Annotated in this window: 16 protein-coding genes; 12 read left to right on the top strand and 4 right to left on the bottom strand. The window is 52.0% G+C overall.

Annotated elements, in window-relative coordinates:
• Positions 1-57: 57 nt before the first annotated feature.
• Positions 58-963, bottom strand: coding sequence for a LysR family transcriptional regulator (locus B3Z23_RS08520; protein WP_294906801.1), 906 nt, complete (start codon positions 961-963; stop codon positions 58-60).
• A gap of 117 nt (positions 964-1,080) precedes the next feature.
• Between B3Z23_RS08520 and B3Z23_RS08515 the strand changes: the two genes are divergently transcribed.
• The 3 genes from B3Z23_RS08515 to B3Z23_RS08505 all read left to right on the top strand — a co-directional run bounded on the left by B3Z23_RS08515 (position 1,081) and on the right by B3Z23_RS08505 (position 3,462).
• Complete coding sequence (locus B3Z23_RS08515) at positions 1,081-2,337, top strand: alpha/beta fold hydrolase (protein WP_294906798.1); 1,257 nt, start codon at positions 1,081-1,083, stop codon at positions 2,335-2,337.
• Positions 2,338-2,666: 329 nt separating this feature from the next.
• Positions 2,667-2,957 (top strand): DUF1778 domain-containing protein, encoded by a 291-nt coding sequence (locus B3Z23_RS08510; protein ID WP_294906796.1) that lies wholly within the window; start codon positions 2,667-2,669, stop codon positions 2,955-2,957.
• 7 nt (positions 2,958-2,964) lie between these two features.
• Complete coding sequence (locus B3Z23_RS08505) at positions 2,965-3,462, top strand: GNAT family N-acetyltransferase (protein WP_294907687.1); 498 nt, start codon at positions 2,965-2,967, stop codon at positions 3,460-3,462.
• 89 nt (positions 3,463-3,551) lie between these two features.
• Here the strand turns inward: B3Z23_RS08505 and B3Z23_RS08500 are convergent, their stop codons facing one another.
• The gene (locus B3Z23_RS08500) at positions 3,552-4,874 is read right to left on the bottom strand and encodes an NtaA/DmoA family FMN-dependent monooxygenase (protein ID WP_294906793.1); all 1,323 of its coding nucleotides are present in this window, start codon (positions 4,872-4,874) and stop codon (positions 3,552-3,554) included.
• Positions 4,871-5,788 (bottom strand): aliphatic sulfonate ABC transporter substrate-binding protein, encoded by a 918-nt coding sequence (locus B3Z23_RS08495; RefSeq protein WP_294906790.1) that lies wholly within the window; start codon positions 5,786-5,788, stop codon positions 4,871-4,873. The genes B3Z23_RS08500 and B3Z23_RS08495 overlap by 4 nt, the downstream gene beginning before the upstream one ends.
• Before the next feature lie 141 nt (positions 5,789-5,929).
• On the opposite strand from B3Z23_RS08495, the gene B3Z23_RS08490 reads away from it, so the two are divergent.
• The 7 genes from B3Z23_RS08490 (at position 5,930) to B3Z23_RS08460 (ending at position 12,955) form a co-directional block, all read left to right on the top strand.
• Complete coding sequence (locus tag B3Z23_RS08490) at positions 5,930-6,634, top strand: alpha/beta fold hydrolase (RefSeq protein ID WP_294906786.1); 705 nt, start codon at positions 5,930-5,932, stop codon at positions 6,632-6,634.
• 341 nt (positions 6,635-6,975) lie between these two features.
• A complete protein-coding gene (locus B3Z23_RS08485) occupies positions 6,976-7,899 on the top strand; it encodes an ABC transporter substrate-binding protein (protein WP_294906784.1) in 924 nt (307 codons plus the stop codon).
• A gap of 60 nt (positions 7,900-7,959) precedes the next feature.
• Positions 7,960-8,802, top strand: a complete 843-nt coding sequence (locus B3Z23_RS08480; protein WP_294906781.1) for an ABC transporter permease — start codon at positions 7,960-7,962, stop codon at positions 8,800-8,802.
• Positions 8,802-9,563: an ABC transporter ATP-binding protein gene (locus B3Z23_RS08475; protein ID WP_294906778.1), complete on the top strand. Its 762-nt coding sequence runs from the start codon at positions 8,802-8,804 to the stop codon at positions 9,561-9,563. Before B3Z23_RS08480 ends, B3Z23_RS08475 begins: the two co-directional genes overlap by 1 nt.
• A gap of 15 nt (positions 9,564-9,578) precedes the next feature.
• Positions 9,579-10,907 carry a histidinol dehydrogenase gene (hisD, locus tag B3Z23_RS08470; protein WP_294906775.1) on the top strand — a complete coding sequence of 443 codons (1,329 nt, stop codon included), beginning with the start codon at positions 9,579-9,581 and terminating at the stop codon, positions 10,905-10,907.
• On the top strand, positions 10,900-12,207 hold the full coding sequence (locus tag B3Z23_RS08465) for a hypothetical protein (protein WP_294906773.1): 1,308 nt from the start codon (positions 10,900-10,902) through the stop codon (positions 12,205-12,207). Before hisD ends, B3Z23_RS08465 begins: the two co-directional genes overlap by 8 nt.
• Positions 12,194-12,955 (top strand): SDR family NAD(P)-dependent oxidoreductase, encoded by a 762-nt coding sequence (locus tag B3Z23_RS08460; RefSeq protein ID WP_294906770.1) that lies wholly within the window; start codon positions 12,194-12,196, stop codon positions 12,953-12,955. The genes B3Z23_RS08465 and B3Z23_RS08460 overlap by 14 nt, the downstream gene beginning before the upstream one ends.
• Here the strand turns inward: B3Z23_RS08460 and B3Z23_RS08455 are convergent.
• On the bottom strand, positions 12,937-14,094 hold the full coding sequence (locus tag B3Z23_RS08455) for an alpha-hydroxy acid oxidase (protein ID WP_294906768.1): 1,158 nt from the start codon (positions 14,092-14,094) through the stop codon (positions 12,937-12,939). The genes B3Z23_RS08460 and B3Z23_RS08455 overlap by 19 nt on opposite strands.
• A 426-nt stretch (positions 14,095-14,520) precedes the next feature.
• On the opposite strand from B3Z23_RS08455, the gene hutC reads away from it, so the two are divergent.
• Both hutC and B3Z23_RS08445 read left to right on the top strand, forming a co-directional pair.
• On the top strand, positions 14,521-15,279 hold the full coding sequence (gene hutC / locus B3Z23_RS08450) for a histidine utilization repressor (RefSeq protein WP_294906765.1): 759 nt from the start codon (positions 14,521-14,523) through the stop codon (positions 15,277-15,279).
• A gap of 575 nt (positions 15,280-15,854) precedes the next feature.
• Entirely contained in the window at positions 15,855-17,240 is a 1,386-nt protein-coding gene (locus B3Z23_RS08445; protein WP_294906762.1) for a diaminobutyrate--2-oxoglutarate transaminase, read from the top strand.
• Positions 17,241-17,244 lie beyond the last annotated feature (4 nt).

Genomic DNA, 17,244 nt, shown 5'->3' with positions numbered 1-17,244 from the left:
CCGCCAAAGTTCATTCCGTTCTGCTGACCTGAAGTCTGAGGTCGCCGGGCGCTTACGTCAGTGCGGAAAGCCCGGTTTACCGGTGGTGGCTTGCGGCGGGTCTGAAGCCATCACTTCCAGCAGAAAATCAGCTACTGCCCGCACCCGTGCGGATTCCAGCAATTCGCCGTAACTCACCATCCATAATGTCTCACGATAAATCTGCTGTCTGTCGCCAGCAGCCTGCAGTTGTGGGTAGTGGCGGGTGACAAAATCCGGGAGTACCGCCACGCCCAGTCCGGCATTTACGGCGGCTAACTGGTGGTTCAGGCTGGTGGTGACCAGAGCAGATTCTGCTTGTGGAAAATGTTCACTGACCCAGCGGGCCGATGGCAGATGCTGCCAGGCGCTGTCCCAGCAGACAAATTGCCACTGTGTTTCTGACGGATGACGATGCAGATAATCCTGATGACCCAGTAGCGACCAGCAGATTTCTCCGGCACGTCGTACTTTCAGGGTGTTTTGTTGTGGTCGTACCATCCGTAATGCCAAATCAGCATCATGGCGGGACATCGATACCTCAGCAATCCCGGTGATTATCTCCAGCCTGATTCGGGGAAACTGGCGTTTGAATTCGGGTAATGCCGGAATAATCAGCTGGCTTGACAGTAAATCGGTGGTAGCCAGCCGGACATTACCTTCGGGGCGCCGGTCAGTGCCGGTCAGATGATTCTCCAGCCGCAGAATACTCTCTTCGGTCTGCTCCGCATACTGCAACAGTTCACGGCCGGACTCAGTCAGGTAATAGCCGGACTGATGGCGGGTAAACAGACTGACCTGTAAACGCTGTTCAAGCGACTGGATTCGCCTGGACACCGTTGATTGACTGACATGAAGTTGGGCAGAGCTTTTGGTCAGGCTCTGGCTGCGGGCCACATTAATAAAAAAGCGGATGTCATCCCAGTCTGGAGCTAAAGCCGGCATACAGTTTTCCTTTTATGGAAAATGGTTTGCCGATAGTAGTGGTTTTTCTCCGTAAATAGCAAACATATACTTTTCGTCATCCACTTATGGCAGATTCGATAACGAAAGGAGTTATGTATGCAGGCAACAATTACCGGGAAATTTACCGACAGCCGGCAGGTGGCTGAGAACTGGTTCAGTGCTTTTGCCGCAGGGGACATCAGCAGGCTGACAGGATTGCTGAGCGATGATGTTGTGTGGCATGTGGATGGCGACCCCGGGGTGAGCACTGTCGGATTATTACAGGGCAGGGAGAAGATTGTCGCCTGGCTGAAGAGTTTCCCACAGAACTTCCACGCCAGGGAATTTGTGATCAGCCATTATTATGGTGATCAGGAAAACGTGCTGGCCATCGGTCGTTTCCGCCATACTATTTTATCCACCGGCCAGACTGTTGGAAGCGATATGGTGATCCGTTTTACGCTCAGAGACCATCAGATTTGCCGTTATCAGATTTATGAAGATTCACTGCTACTGCAACAGGCATTTACTGTGCAGCAACAACCGGTCCATCAGCAGATTCGGTTAAACGGTACGGTTTACCGTTATCTGGATATCGGGGAAGGGCCGATACTGTTGTTTGCGCACGGGTTGTTTCTGGACGGCCAGGCTTTCCGCGCGCAGTATCAAGCTCTGAGCCAGAGCTACCGCTGCATAGTGATGGATATGCCGGGCCACGGACAGAGTAGCCATTCTCCTTCCGGCTGGACGCTCGATACTATGACCGAAGATTTGGCGCTGATGATCCAGGAAGTGTTACACCGACCTGTCACCTTTATTGGTCAGAGTCAGGGAGGAATGGTGGGAATCCGGCTGGCGGCACGTTTTCCGGAACTGGTGGAACGGATGGTTCTGATAGGTACCAGTGCCCGGGAAGAGCCTGAATTCAAAATGACAGACTGGCAGTTACGCCGCGAAATTCTGCAAAACGGGACACAACAGCAACGCAGTCAGCTGTTTGACCGGATACAGCAGGTGCTCAACAGTCCCCGCTGGCTGGAACAGTTTCCTCAACAGGCAGCAGATGAGCGACAACGGATGTTACACCAGGATCCACAGGCTATGGCGCTGGCACTCACCGAGGCGGTGTTTAGCCGGGGAGATATACGTTCACTGTTACCAGATATCACCATGCCGGTATTGGTTATCTGTGGTGAGGATGACCCTGCGACACCGCCTGAACTCAGTATGGAGATCGCTCATTTGCTGGAATCAGGTGAGCTGGCACTGTTGCCTGAGACCGGACATCATCCGATGCTGGAATCCGCAGCACAGGTGACGAGCCTTATCCGGCAGTTTTTGGAAGGCATCCCCGTTCAGCCTGAAAGCAGGTAGTCAGTTAATGGGGCTTTTCAAACGGCCAGCAGAGGCTGTGGTATTTATCAGAAATGGAAAATTTTATTGTTGAAAATCCCCTGCCTTATTAAGTGGTTTATAACCAAAATAAGAGGTTTATAACCAAAACGCTCTTACCCTGGCGCTCTTAACCCCGGAGACATAAAGTGCGCCAGCTTAAACCGGTTATTGATAGCAACGCTGTAACGCATTACAATTCATGTACGGAGTTTATCCGTACATTATTGGGGCGGGTTGTGATGCTATGACAAATGTGCATAGCAAGTCATGTCAGCCAAACCTCAACAGCGTAAACATCCGGAGTGCTTATGACCGCCGTAAAAAAAGAAAGAATCGATTTAAGATTAAACACCGAGACCAGAAGTATGATCGAGGAAGCTGCGGCAATGAATAACCAAAGTATCACTCAGTTTATGGTTGAAAGCGCCGCAGAAAGAGCCGAACTGGTTATGGAAAGACATCGCAGACTGATTCTGAGCGAAGAATCATGGAATCTGGTCATGGAAGCCATTTCTCACCCAACAGCACCTAATGAGCGTCTGAAACGAGCTTCTGAACGCCTCGCATCTATGGAGCAGCAAGGTGACAGTAAATTATAAAATAGAGATGATCAATGAGGCTTTTGAATACGACCTGAATGCCTTCAGCTGCGGCGAACAAAGCCTCGATATCTTTATCAGACAACACCTGTTAAGACAGCATCAACGAAACATTCTTCGCGGGTATGTCCTTATCACCGACGACCCAAAGCCAAAGATTGTCGGGTACTATACGCTTTCAGGTAGTAGTTTTGAGAGAGAGTCTTTGCCTTCTAAAAGCCAGCAAAAGAAAATCCCTTACTCTAATGCTCCGGCGATAACTCTGGGCAGACTTGCGATAGACACTTCGCTTCAGGGCAATGGCTATGGTGCAATACTTGTGGCGCATGCAATGAAAGTCGTGTCAAAAGCTTCTGATGCTGTCGGGATACACGGTATGTTTGTTGATGCCCTGAATGAGGGGGCCAGAAAATTTTACCGCCAGCTGGGCTTTACCGAACTTCAATCGCCTAATGAACATTCATTGTTTATCTCAACCTCGTCGATAAAACTCCTCTATCCTTAATGACAGAAACCTGTCTTATAGTTAACCCGGCGCACAGGGGGGGCTCTGACTGCCTAAGTCTTCAGGGGGCCGGTCAGCATTGTTTTATATCACGGGAAAAAGGGATTTTCTGGCACGCTCAGTCCCAGTGTATCTCGTAAGGTTTTACCCGGATATTCATTACGGAAAACGCCTGCTCGTTGCAGTCTGGGGACCACCTCATCCAGAAACAGGTTACCGTCAGTTTCCAGATAGGCAGGCAGTATCACAAATCCGTCACAGGCTCCGCCCCTGTACCATTCGGTCATCATTGCTGCGATATCATCGGCGGTGCCGGCCGGAGAAGGAAATGACAGGCTTTCTGCATAACGCAACGCCATCTGCCCTAAGGTCAGTTGCTGTTCAATTGCCTGACTAATCACAAAATTAAACCGACCTTTGCTGCCGGTGATAACTTCACGAATATCCGGCACCGGCTCATCTACCGGATACCGTCCTAAATCATGATTCATGCTGGCAGACATAAAGCTTAACGCAGAATCCACCGTAATCAGCGAATCAAGGTGACGTTTTTTCTCCTCTGCCGCCGCGCGTGTTTCAGCAATCACTGGGACAATGCCGGGTAAGATGCGTGCATGTTGTGGCTGTCTCCCGGCCAACGCCACTTTCTGCTTAATCCGCTGACAGAAGGCGGCAGCGCGTTGCTGATCTGGCTGCACGACAAACATCACTTCGGCATAGCGTGCGGCTAGATCGATAAATTCCTCAGAGACGCCGGCCTGAAGGGTGACCGGGTAGCCCTGTGGCGGCCGTGGAATATTTAAAGGTCCACGAACACTAAACCACTCACTGTGATGATCCAGATAACGGAAGCGCTCCGGGCGTGCAAACAGCGCATTTTGCTGGTCGTTGACGACGGCATCACCGGCAAAGCTATCCCACAGTTCTCGTACCAACGGGATAAATTCGGCGGCGCGGCGATAACGTTCGCTGTGAGAATAGTGTTGTGAACGTCCGTAATTACGTGCCTCGGCATCACTGACCGAAGTCACTACATTCCAGGCCGCACGGCCTTCACTGATATGGTCGATATTTGCCAGCTGTCGCGCCACGGTATAGGGGAGCGAGTAGGAGGAAGAGACTGTGCCTCCCAGACCGATGTGTGTGGTGACTGCCGCCAGAGCCGCCAACAAGGTCAGCGGTTCTGACCAACCCTGAGGACGGCTTCTGACAGTAGCTGACAGATCACCACCGTAGATATCATCAATAGCCAGCTTATCGGCAATAAACACCATATCCAGCTTTGCCGCTTCTGCACGTAACGCAATACTACGCAGTAACGGCCAGCGACTGCCGTTATCCCTGGCTGCCTGAGGATAACGCCATCCGCCCTGATGAATGCCCGCATCGAGATATAACGCAAGATTCATCATGGCTGTGGCTCCTTAGGTGCTGAGAAAAATTCACGGCTAAGTAAACTCCCGGCCTTCAGGCCTGGTTTAATCAGTCCACTTTGGGTAAAGGTATCGATTGCTGCCTGCTGACGAGTGAGCAACAGACTGAGATCGCTGACCGGAGAGTTATCCTCACGTTTGACCTTACTTAATGCCACGTTTTTCGGGATACCCAGAATCCGGCTGATGGTCAGTGAATAGGCTTCAGGGTGTTGTAACCCCCATATTCTGGCCCGTGAAAGCCGCTGGCTAAAATCCAGTAACTCAGCATGTTTACCGGCAATAGCCTTATCGGTAGCCACCAGGTAATTGGACACGGGGAAATTCTTTCCGTCTACCAGCAGACGGTCACCCGACTGGTACAAACCGAATGACACATAAGGTTCCCAGCTGGCAACGGCATCTACCGAACCATTATCCAAAGCCGGGGAGGCATCTGCCGGGGAAAGGAAGACAAAGCGGACACTGTCCGCTGGCATACCAGCGTTGGCCAGTGCTGCAAGCACCAGATTTTGCCCCGCAGAGCCTTTCACCGTAGCAACCGTTTTACCCTGTAGCTGATGGATATTATGTAACGGACTATGCTGTTTAACGATTATTCCGTTGCCCAGGTATTGAGATGCCTGAACAGCCTTAATGGAAGCTCCGGCAGCAACGGCAAAAGCCAACGGGCCGTCACCGACCATACCAGCATCAAGGTGGCCGGAGTTCAGAGATTCCAGCAGCGGGGCTGCATTCGGAAATTCCACCCACCTGACGGTATAAGCTAAATGACTGAGTTCACCGGCAGCTTCCATCACTGCCCTGGCGTTGCCTTTCTGATCACCAATGGTCAGTTGGGCCGCCTGTACCGTTACGCTGCAAAACAACAACGCACAGATTAATAATTTCATTGACTCTTTTCTCGCTAAATTCACAGCTTAACCAGCGGCATCACGGCGGCGAAATAACGATATCTGACAAGCTTTCCCGCCAGATGACAAAACCCCTGTATCGTATGACTGAAACTGAAACTGAAGACTGAAGTGAGAACAATGACTTTTATTCAACCTTTACCTGTCGTGCTGTTGCCCGGCTTTATGCTGGATGAAACCCTGTGGGATGATTACCTGAAAAACGTCGCTACGGGGCGCAGTTATCTGCGTCTTCCACTGTCGCCAGGAGAAACACTACAGGATATTGCTGTCGGATATGCAGACCGATTGCCTGAACGCTTTGTGATTGTCGGTTTTTCGATGGGAGGGTATGTCGCCAGGACTGTGGCCGCGCAATACGGGGAGCGGGTGGCTGGAATGATACTGATAGCGACATCACTGCGTGACGATACACCGCAACAGAAACAGAGGAAACAGGAGGCTGTTGCCGCGACACTGAGTGGCAGTTTTCAGGGATTAAGTCCATCGGCGATTCGAACTTCGCTGCACCCGGATCATGCCAGTGATCCGCAACTGGTACAACGCATCAGGGCTATGGGCAGAACGCAGGGAGCACAGGTTTTCCGGACGCAGTCATTACTTGACCGGACCGATGTTCCACAGGCCGATATTAGTTGTCCGGTGCTGGTGATTAGCGCCCGACAGGATAACCTGAGACTGCCGGAGGAGGCTTCGGAGCTGGCTGAAAGGTTTCCTCAGGCTGAATCGGTGGGGGTGGAACATAGCGGGCATATGATCCCCCTGGAACAACCGGCAAAACTGGCGGATATTACCGACCACTGGCTGGAGAAACACCGTCTGTAAATAACCCGGGTTCTGGCAACAGCTGCGTGATGTTGCCTCTTTACTGCTGGCAACTCTGCCATTCTCCTCCTTCCCGAACGATTAACCTGGCTCCGATGCCCGATCCTGATAGTGCAATGCACTTTACAGGAGCATTTGTTGCGCTCAGATTCTGCCTGATACAGGCCGGTTACCTACGCAGGCAGGCTGTGAAGATTTGGCATTCTGCTTGCATGGGATTGTCTATACATGGCCGGATAACCCCGGTCTTCTGCTGACTCTGATGGAAAGGTACCTTTATGTTTTCAGTGCGTAATTTAACAAAAACAGTGGCTGTGCTGTGTTGGGCTGGGGCAATGGGGATGTCGGCCACGGCAGCGCAGGCAGCGGATACCACTGAAGTTAAAATGGGTATCGAACCCTGGCTCGGTTACGGGCAGTGGTATGTGGCTGCCGGTCAGAACATATTTGAGAAACAAGGCCTGAAAAAGGTCAACATCATTAATTTTACTGAAGATAAAGATATTAACGCAGCCCTGGCCAGCGGGCAGATTGATGTAGCCAATATTGCCACCCATACCGCAATGGGGATGATTTCTGCCGGACTGCCGGTAAAAATCGTGATGATGCTCGATCAGAGCAATACCGCAGATGCCATGCTGGCAGGTAAAGGTGTGGCAGGAATCAAAGACCTGAAAGGTAAGCAGGTGGCCTATGAAGAAGGTAGTACCAGCGATATTCTGTTACGCAGCGCACTGACTGCCGCCGGCCTGAAATATTCAGATATTAAACCGGTGCCGATGCCAGCCGCTTCCGCCGGGGATTCTATTATTGCCGGACGCGTCCCGGTCGCCGTCACCTATGAACCTTATCTGACGGTGGCCCGCAAAGGTAACCCTGACCTGAAAGTGATCTATAGTGGAGCATCGGATCCGGGGCTTATCAGTGACGTGCTGGTGGTGCGTGATGACTATATTAAGGCTCATCCGCAAGAGATTAAGGCGCTGATAAAGTCGTGGGGAGAGGCGCTTGATTACTATAATGCCCATACCACTGAAGGACGTGCGGTGATTTCTAAAGCCGTAGGCGCCTCTCCGGATGATCTGAAAACGGCGTTTGATGGAATCCATTACTATTCACTGGCGGATAATAAAAAAATACTGTCACATGATTTCACTACCACAACCTTCCCGCACATCCTGAAAGCGGCGACCGAAGCCGGTATTGTCAGTGCTCCGGTGACCCCGGCACAAAGTATCGATGCCAGCTTTGTCGATGCACCCTAGTTCTTCTTGTCTGTAACTCTGTCGGAAACCGGCAGAGTTTTGCCTTTGTGTGGAGTCTTTATGAACACCCCTAAACCGCAGTTACCGCGGCGTCAGCCAGTGCGTAAAAAACGCGGCAATTTGCTGACTATCGGAAAAACACCCTCCCGGACACAGTTTTTATCAATTTCGGTGGCAGTGTTCGTTTTCCTGTTGCTGGCCTGGTGGCTGGCGACTTCCGGGGGTTATGTTAAGCCGATTTTCCTGCCGGGTATCGACCGGGTCTGGGACAGAATGGTTGCCCTGGCCCTGAATGGTACCTTACTGAGTGATATTGGCAGCAGTCTGTACCGGATTATTATCGCCTTTGCTATTTCTTCGGTAATGGCGATTGTTATCGGGGTACTGGCAGGCTGTTATGGATTATTTAAGGCGATTTTCGAGCCACTGGTCGATTTTATACGTTATATGCCGGTGGTGGCCTTTGTCCCGTTAACCATCCTCTGGACCGGGACCGACGACAGCCAGAAATTTCTGGTGATTTGGATTGGTACCTTTTTCCAGCAGGTACTGATGATGATGGATGCGGTGAAACGCGTTCCGGGAGATTTTGTCGGTCTGGGCAGAACACTGGGTATGCCAGACCATAAGATCCTGTTGCGGATAGTGATTCCTTCTGCACTCCCGGCTATCTGGGATGCGTTACGTATCAGTCTTGGCTGGGCATGGACATGGCTGGTACTGGCTGAGCTGGTGGCTTCCACTTCAGGACTGGGTTACCGGATTGTGGTCTCTCAGCGTTATTTCCAGACCGATACCATTATCGGCTACATCCTGTTGCTTGGCATTCTGGGACTGATTACCGATCAGTTGATGCGTGGTGCCGAGCGAATTCTGTTTCGCTACAACCGGAGGCGTTCTTAATGGCCACCCTCGAACTTCATCAGCTTGAAAAGAGCTTTCCTGTGGGTAAAACCCGTCGTCGGGTACTGAACGAAATCAATCTGACGCTGAATGATAATGAGTTTGTCTCTGTGGTAGGCGCCTCCGGCTGCGGAAAAAGTACCTTGTTATCGATTGCTGCAGGACTGGAAGAGTTTGACAGCGGCGACGTGCGGGTTGACGGACAATCGATTACCGGACCGGGGCTCGATCGCGGGGTGGTTTTCCAGTCATATACGCTACTTCCCTGGCTGACCGCCCGGGGCAATATCGAATTTGCCCTGAAAGCCGCCGGTACCCCGGCCCGTGACTGTCGTGAGATTGCTCAGCAGCATCTGGAACTGGTGAAACTCGGCGCTGCCGCTGACCGTTGGCCGGGTGAGCTTTCCGGCGGGATGAAACAGCGCGTTGCCATCGCCAGAGCGCTGTCTTACCGGCCGAAAATCCTGCTGATGGATGAACCCTTCGGTGCGCTGGATGCGATGACCCGTCATCAGATGCAGCAGTTACTGATCGAAATCTGGGAGAAGCACCGCCTGACCGTGATGTTTGTCACTCATGATATTGAAGAGGCGGTCTGGCTGTCTGACCGGATAGTGGTTATGGGCCAGGGCCATATTGATACCACTTTTGACGTAGGGCTTCGGCGGCCTCGCCATGAAGGGATTAACCGCACCCCTGAATTTACCGATCTGCAGCACGAAGTCCTGCAACGTATCCATCAGCACTCTACCGTTTATTAAAATTAAGGATGGGTTATGACTGTTTCTTTTCACGATCTTTCACTGGCCGATGAATTACCGGCGCACCTGTTTCGCCGGACTGAATCTGATTTGTCGTTTTTTACCGAAAAGGTTAAGCCGATTATCGAAGCGGTTCGGACCGAAGGGGATGAAGCTTTAATCCGCTATGGCCGTGAATTTGATGGTGTGGTCCCGGAACGTTTTTCTCTGAAAGCCACCGAAGAAGAATTTGAACAGGCATTCGCCCGCATGGACCCTGAGGTTGTCGAAACTCTGCGGCTGTCGGTGGCTAATGTTCGCGCTTTTCATGAAGCGCAAAAACCCGAAGAGATGTGGTTTAAAGAGATGTTACCCGGCGCATTTGCCGGTGACCGCCATGTACCGATCGATTCCGTTGCCTGTTATGTTCCGCGGGGTAAGGGTTCGTTTCCCAGTGTGCTGATCATGACAGCCGTTCCGGCGGTAGTCGCCGGGGTTCCACTGCCGGTAGTGATTACCCCTCCGGGGCCGGATGGGCGGGTTGATGATGCTACGCTGGTGGCCGCACGGCTGGTGGGGATTAAAGATATCTACAAATGCGGCGGTGCCCAGGGGGTTGCGGCGGTAGCTTACGGTACAGACACCGTACCTAAATGCCTGAAAATTGTGGGCCCCGGCAGCCCGTGGGTGGTGGCAGCTAAACGCCAGTTGTCAGGGCTTATCGATCCCGGCGTTCCTGCTGGCCCGAGCGAAAGTATTATCCTGGCCGATGATTCGGTAAACGGAGCGCTGGCAGCACTGGATCTGCTGATTGAATCGGAACACGGTCCGGACTCTTCCGCTTATCTGGTGACGTCCAGTCCAAGGGTTGCCCGTGAAGCGATCGAAGCACTGCCGGGTTACTGGCAGACCATTGGCGAGAAGCGCGCTGGTTTCTCGCAGGCAGTGCTGGGCGGTACTCACGGCGGAGTGGTTTTAACTAAAGATTTCGCCACGGCGATAGCGTTTGTCAATAACTACGCTCCGGAACATCTGGAAATTCTGGCCAGTGAACCGATGGAAGTGATGATGCGTATCCGCAATGCCGGTGAGATTTTACTTGGCCCGCATACGCCAATCACCCTGGGTAACTTTATGTTGGGCCCGAATGCGGTACTGCCGACCAATGGCGCGGCGAAAACGGCAGGGCCTCTGTCGGTGTTTGATTATATGAAGCGGATATCTGTGGCCTGGGTGACCCCGACGGGTTATCAGACTCTGGCCCCGAATGCCAAACGTTTTGCTGAATATGAGGGATTCCCGGGACATGCACTGGCGGTATCTGATATCCGTCGGGGATTACTGAAGGGCAGTCATAATGAGTGAGCAGCAACGACCGCCGCTGGCTGCCGAAGCCCGGTTATTGACCCGACAAGGGGAGTGGCAGGTGGCCGCAGAAAAGCTGAAACAACTGATCAGCGAAGTAACCGGTCGTGAGGCGCTATCGCTGACGATAAACCGTGATCAGTACAGCCTTAATTCGCTGAACGGTCGGGTCACTCTGGACGATCAGCAGACCTTCTTTTTTAAGTATCACCATGAAGAAGGTGAGGAGAGCACGGTTGAGGAATATTACCGTGCGGAATTATTAAGGGAGCATGGGTTTGCGGTCGATGTACCGGTGTTTACCTGTGGTGAGCCTGGCCGTCAGATTCTGTTGTATAGCCTGCGCAACGACCGGCGACTGGCCGATGTCTGCCGCGACATTGAAACCCGGCATGACTGGCAGGCGATACCACCGATAGTGCTGGCACAGCGTGAAGCGGATGAACATCTGTTCAGGCAAACTCTGCCGACATTGCGACAGGCCACAGCAGAAGAAATCAGCGGTGAAGCCATTCATCAGTTATTTTATCACCGGCTGATCTCTGACGGAGTCACGCCGGGGCTGGGGGGCAGGGTCGCGGAATTTTACACCGGCAAAACTTTTCAGTTGGGTGACCAGCAGATTGAGTGGCAGCAACTGAAAGATATGCAGTGGTGTATTAACGGCGTGTTATATCCCCATAGCCTGGAATCACTGTTTCTCGAATCCGGCCGGCGGCTGAATCCGGATTACCTAAACGGGCAGGGAGTGGTGGTTGCTCATGGGGATGCTCATAACGCCAATGTCTGGTACGAGGAGGAGGATCCACCCCGTCTGGTCAGTTTTGATCCGGCCTTTGCCGGGAGTGCGATTCCGTCACTGCTGGCTGAGATTAAAGCGACGTTTCATAATATTTTCGCCCACCCATGCTGGCTGTACGAACCACAGGATGCGGCAAGACGTTACACTGTCACGGTTTCTTTGCAGAACAATCAGATTAACGTGACTCACAACTGGCAACTCACCCCTTTGCGCGAAGCGTTTCTGGCCAGCAAAGGCGATTTGTACTGGAAACCGCTGTTGGCGGCGCTTAAAGCTAAGGGTTGGCTGCCGGAGGACTGGCAACGGATTATCCGGCTGGCTTTATTTTGTTGTCCTACCCTGGTGATGGATTTACGTGCCGGAGCGGCGGCACAACACAATCCGGTCAGCTCTGCGATCGGTTTATCAGTGGCTGTCATGTTGGGCAGTGAAGGCGAGGATGATTTCAGTGAATGGCTCAACAACCTCAACACGGTGATTCACCATGAACAGCGTTAACCCTTTCTCGCTGTATGGTCAGCGTGCATTGATTACCGGTGCGACGCGAGGTATTGGCCTGGCGATTGCCACGGGCCTGGCAGAGGCAGGTGCTACGGTAGTGATTAGCGGCCGGCACCAGGAGAGTGTCGATCAGGCCGTAGACCTGCTACGCGGTCAGGGATATCGCGCTGATGGCATCGTACTGGATGTGACGGATACTCCGGCTATCGAAACTGCGATTGCTGCTGCCGGGGCGATTGATATTTTGATAAATAATGCAGGTACAGAACAGATTTGTGCCTCTGAAAATGCCACGGAACAGCTGTGGGACACTATAGTCGGAACCAACCTGAAAGGCGCCTTTTTTTGTGCTCAGGCTGTTGCTAAGTCGATGCTGGCAGCGGGGCGTGGTGGCAGCATTATCAATATCTGTTCACTGACCAGCCAGGTGGGTGTCGCCGGCGCAGCAGCCTACGGCAGTTCCAAATCCGGGCTGGCAGGATTGACCCGTGCACTGAGTACCGAGTGGGCCGGACGAGGGATTCGTGTTAATGGCATTGGACCCGGCTATTTCGAAACTGAACTCACTGAAGTGTTCTACCGTGACCGCCAGTGGCGTGAAACCATGCAACAGAAAATCCCGTTGCAGCGATTTGGTGAAACTGATGATTTACAGGGGGCCGCCGTGTTTTTAAGTTCAGCGGCGGCACGCTATATCACAGGCCAGATACTTTATGTCGATGGCGGTTATCTGGCGGCACTCTGACCCGTAGGGGTATAGAGTAATTCAGGACCCAGTTCACGCAGCGTTGTACAGCCGAGTTGCGCGAGTGTCAGGGAAGTCTCGTCAATCAGTGCGTTAAGGGTCCGGTCAAGTTGCGCCCGGCCGCCAACAGCAAGTGCATAGAGTAATGGCCGCCCGAGTAACACCGCATCAGCGCCCAGCGCCAGTGCCTTGACGATATCGGTACCCCGGCGAAAGCCGCTGTCGATAAGCAGGGTGAAATCCGGACCTGTCTGGCGTCGGATTTCAGGAAGCACGGTCAGTGGGCTGAGTGTGCCATCGAGCTGGCGGCCGCCGTGGTTTGAAATAACTATACCGCTGGCACCGATGCTTTTTGCCAGCAGGGCATCCTGCGGGGTCATTAATCCTTTAATGTATAAATCGCCCTGCCACAGTGAGCGTATCCATTTCAGGGTTTCCCAGTCCAGCTTGGTATCCATCTGACTGGCAAAATATCCTGCTCCTCCAGCGCCTTTACGGTATTGCGGGGGCAGATAAGGCAGCAGATTACCAAATCCGGGCATCCCGGCAGGGAGCAGCGTTGTACAGAACCAGCGGGGTTTCAGGGCGACCCCTGCCATAGCGCGGTACGACAGCTTCATTGGCCGCCGGTAATAGCGTTTATCCCTTTCACGGTTGCCAAAATGAACCGCATCCACGGAGACTACCAGTGCGGAGCAGCCGGCGTGAGTAGCACGTTCTATCAGATCCCGGGTCACCTGACGGTCTTTCAGAACATATAACTGAAACCAACGATCGCCTGACGAAGCTTCCGCGACGGACTCTATCGGGGCCGTGGACACGGTACTTTGTATATAGCCGATACCCGCCTGTGCAGCAGCCTGAGCCAGCATCAGGTCGGCATTATGGCGCAGCATCCCGTTATAACCCGTGGGGGCAACCAGCAATGGAGCTGATAAGCGACTACGGCCGAGAGTGACAGAAAGGTCCCTCTGGCTGGCATCACGTAACACCGACGGTGCAAACAGCCATTGGTCAAAGGTGCGACGGTTAATTTGCAGGGTTTTCTCATCCCCGGCCCCGCCATCAACGTAATCAAAAACAAATCCTGGCAGTACGCGTTTTGCTTCGTTACGCAGATCGTCAGTATTAAGAATCATAGTAATTATATTCAGCCTCTGTCTGTTGGGTGTTCCTGAAAGACGACGGGGGTCAGGAGTCAGGATATTAAGTGGTGATGTGTGGCTGATAACCAGCAGATGCGTAATGAATTCCCTGAATACCTCCGCTATCGGTATCCGTTTTGCATAAACATCCGCAGCGTTACTCATTGGCCGGTATTGTCTGAACATGTGTAGACAACCAGCTCACTGCTATGCAAGAGATGCGCCATGATGATTCAGGTGTGGCCTGCTAGTGTGTGGCAACACTTATCTCAGGGGCGGGGCACTTTGGCTGAAAGCCGCTCCACGACAGTGCAGTGTGCGGCAAAGCGGGGCAGGACAAGCTGACATACCGGAAAGATTATTGGCCTGACTTCCGCAGACAGGAAATAGCAATAAAAACGCGATACAGGAAAAAATACTATGACCGGGAAAAATGCTATTACACAGCTGACTGATGCGATGAGTGATCTGCCGGCACCGATTTATCAGCGGGTAAAACAGGCTATTATCAGTCAGATCGCTGAGGGTATCTGGAAACCTAACCTTAAAATACCGTCCGAAAATGAGCTGGTCAGTAGTCTGGGGGTCAGCAGAATGACCATCAATCGTGCGCTGCGTGAACTGACCAGCGAAGGTTTTTTGATAAGAATGCAAGGGGTCGGAACCTTTGTTGCCGAAAGCAAAGGCTATACCGAGATGCTGGAAGTGCACAATATTGCCGATGAGATCAAAATGCGCGGCCATCAGCATACCAGCCGGACCATCTGGCTTGCGGAGGTGAGGGCCAGTGCTGAACAGGCAGCTTTGCTGGGACTTCGGGCAGGGCAAAACGTGTTTAGCTCACGGATTATCCATTATGAGAATGGTGTACCAGTGCAACTGGAAGACCGGCTGGTGAATCCACAGGGCGCACCAGACTACCTCAACCATGATTACCAGACGCAAACGCCCTACACCTATCTGATGAATGTGGCACCGCTGTCGGCGGGAGAACATATCGTTGAGGCAGTCATGGCAGATAGTGAACAGCAGCAATTGCTGGAAATCGATGACAGGGAACCTTGTTTACTGATTCGTCGTCAGACCTGGAGTCAGTCTACGGTGGTGACTTATTCGAAATTTCTCTATCCCGGGACACGCTATAAATTACTGGGTAAATTCAACGGCCGGGGCCAGTGATGACTGGACTGATTCGTCGTCAGACCTGGAGTTAGTCTGCCGTGGTGACTTATTCGAAATTTCTCAGTCCCGCGACACGCTATATATTCCCGGGTAAATTTAACGGTCGGGACCAGGGATGATGAGTTATTGATCGTAACAGTTACGGTAAGTTTCTTTAACACCGGTCATCCTCAGCTAACTGCCTAAAATAATTGTTTATCCTGGCTGTTCAGTCATTAGTACCGATTGTTTAGCGAATGGTAGTATCCCGCATGCCAGGTAAGGGGGGAAAGTTTATCAGTGAGGATTTAACCGACTTAAACCCCGGGGTATTTCGCTGTTTTTGTATGCCGTTTCGCACGGAATGTACAACTGAATCACTCCTGAACACGATTAGTTACAAAGCAACAAAATATTCATATTAGACCACTAAAGCTTTTGTCATTGATTTATATAAATATGTTTTGATTATCTACGAAAATTAACTATTGAGCCCGGGGGTAAAAAAAACTATATTAGCCGCGTTTTATACACATACTTTTTTAACCTATTATCCAATCCGGCCAATACGCGGTCCGGGTTGTAGGAGAGATATGATGACGGATAAAGTCCGTATTAATACTTTGAGCGCTAATTCATTACCGCAAAGCAATGAAAGCCTTCTGTCCAGACAAGCCGGTTTCGAATCAAATGTCAGAAGCTATCCACGTAAGTTACCTTTAGCCATTACCAGGGCGCAGGGTGTGTGGATTACTGATGCAGATAATAAACAGTACCTGGACTGTCTGGCCGGAGCCGGAACGCTGGCTCTGGGCCATAATCATCCGGAAGTGCTTCAGGCCATCCAAAGTGTCATTACCAGTGGCTTACCGTTACATACCCTCGATCTGACGACTCCGTTAAAAGATGAGTTTTCAGCCTATCTGCTTTCGCTGTTACCAGGCGAAGGTAAAGACTATTGCCTGCAGTTCACCGGACCTTCCGGTGCAGATGCCGTAGAAGCGGCACTTAAACTGGCTAAAAAAGCCACCGGTCGTAGCGGTGTGATCAGCTTCTCCGGCGGTTACCACGGCATGACTCACGGTGCCTTATCAGTGACTGGTAACCTGTCACCGAAAGAAGCGGTTGATGGCCTGATGCCGGAAGTTCAGTTTATGCCTTACCCAAGCCTGTACCGCTGTCCGCTGGGCATTGGTGGTGAAGCCGGTGTTAAAGCGCTCAGCTACTATTTCGAAAACCTGATCAACGATGTTGAAAGTGGTGTGCGTAAACCTGCGGCTGTCATCCTTGAAGCCGTTCAGGGTGAGGGCGGTGTTAATCCTGCTCCGGTAGAGTGGCTGCAACGTATCCGTAAAGTGACCCGTGAACACGGTATTGTGCTGATTGTGGATGAAGTGCAGGCCGGATTTGCCCGTACCGGTAAATTGTTCGCTTTCGAACACGCCGGGATCGAACCTGACATTATTGTGATGTCCAAAGCCGTCGGTGGCAGTCTGCCACTGGCAGTTCTTGGGATTAAAAAAGAGATCGATGTCTGGTCCCCGGGCCATCATACCGGGACTTTCCGTGGAAACCAGATGGCGATGGCGACCGGTCTGACGACGCTGAAGATCCTGAAAGAAGAGAAGATTGCCGACAAAGTTGCCGCGCAGGGCGAATGGCTGACCGGTAAACTGAAATCTTTACAGCAGCGTTATCCGGTGATTGGTCAGGTTCGTGGACCCGGCCTGATGATTGGTATTGAAATCGTTAAGCCGCATGAAGCCGCCGATCATCTGGGAAGTTATCCTGCAGATGGCGAACTTTCTGCATTACTGCAGAAGAAATGCTTTGAACAGGGACTGATCCTGGAGCGTGGTGGCCGCCATGGCGCTGTGTTGCGTCTTCTTCCATCACTGCTGATCACTAATGATGAGCTGGCCATTTTCCTGGATAAATTTGAGCAGGCGCTGTTAAGTGCCGGTGTTCAGCCTGCTTAAGCGG

Origin of the sequence: Tatumella sp. UBA2305, from assembly GCF_002345795.1 — a bacterium.
Lineage (GTDB): Bacteria > Pseudomonadota > Gammaproteobacteria > Enterobacterales > Enterobacteriaceae > Tatumella > Tatumella morbirosei.
The sequence above is the reverse complement of the archived record's forward strand: the minus strand, read 5'-3'. Positions and strand labels throughout refer to the sequence as shown.

Excerpts from the sequence above, each read along its gene's own strand:
- hisD (WP_294906775.1), top strand. The coding sequence starts at position 9,579 with ATGACTGTTTCTTTTCACGATCTTTCACTGGCCGATGAATTACCGGCG.
- B3Z23_RS08495 (WP_294906790.1), bottom strand. The coding sequence starts at position 5,788 with ATGAAATTATTAATCTGTGCGTTGTTGTTTTGCAGCGTAACGGTACAG.
- B3Z23_RS08445 (WP_294906762.1), top strand. The coding sequence starts at position 15,855 with ATGATGACGGATAAAGTCCGTATTAATACTTTGAGCGCTAATTCATTA.
- B3Z23_RS08485 (WP_294906784.1), top strand. The coding sequence starts at position 6,976 with ATGTCGGCCACGGCAGCGCAGGCAGCGGATACCACTGAAGTTAAAATG.
- B3Z23_RS08520 (WP_294906801.1), bottom strand. The coding sequence starts at position 963 with ATGCCGGCTTTAGCTCCAGACTGGGATGACATCCGCTTTTTTATTAAT.
- B3Z23_RS08490 (WP_294906786.1), top strand. The coding sequence starts at position 5,930 with ATGACTTTTATTCAACCTTTACCTGTCGTGCTGTTGCCCGGCTTTATG.
- B3Z23_RS08455 (WP_294906768.1), bottom strand. The coding sequence starts at position 14,094 with ATGATTCTTAATACTGACGATCTGCGTAACGAAGCAAAACGCGTACTG.
- B3Z23_RS08505 (WP_294907687.1), top strand. The coding sequence starts at position 2,965 with ATGATCAATGAGGCTTTTGAATACGACCTGAATGCCTTCAGCTGCGGC.
- B3Z23_RS08480 (WP_294906781.1), top strand. The coding sequence starts at position 7,960 with ATGAACACCCCTAAACCGCAGTTACCGCGGCGTCAGCCAGTGCGTAAA.
- B3Z23_RS08460 (WP_294906770.1), top strand. The coding sequence starts at position 12,194 with ATGAACAGCGTTAACCCTTTCTCGCTGTATGGTCAGCGTGCATTGATT.
- B3Z23_RS08515 (WP_294906798.1), top strand. The coding sequence starts at position 1,081 with ATGCAGGCAACAATTACCGGGAAATTTACCGACAGCCGGCAGGTGGCT.
- hutC (WP_294906765.1), top strand. The coding sequence starts at position 14,521 with ATGACCGGGAAAAATGCTATTACACAGCTGACTGATGCGATGAGTGAT.
- B3Z23_RS08465 (WP_294906773.1), top strand. The coding sequence starts at position 10,900 with ATGAGTGAGCAGCAACGACCGCCGCTGGCTGCCGAAGCCCGGTTATTG.
- B3Z23_RS08500 (WP_294906793.1), bottom strand. The coding sequence starts at position 4,874 with ATGATGAATCTTGCGTTATATCTCGATGCGGGCATTCATCAGGGCGGA.
- B3Z23_RS08510 (WP_294906796.1), top strand. The coding sequence starts at position 2,667 with ATGACCGCCGTAAAAAAAGAAAGAATCGATTTAAGATTAAACACCGAG.
- B3Z23_RS08475 (WP_294906778.1), top strand. The coding sequence starts at position 8,802 with ATGGCCACCCTCGAACTTCATCAGCTTGAAAAGAGCTTTCCTGTGGGT.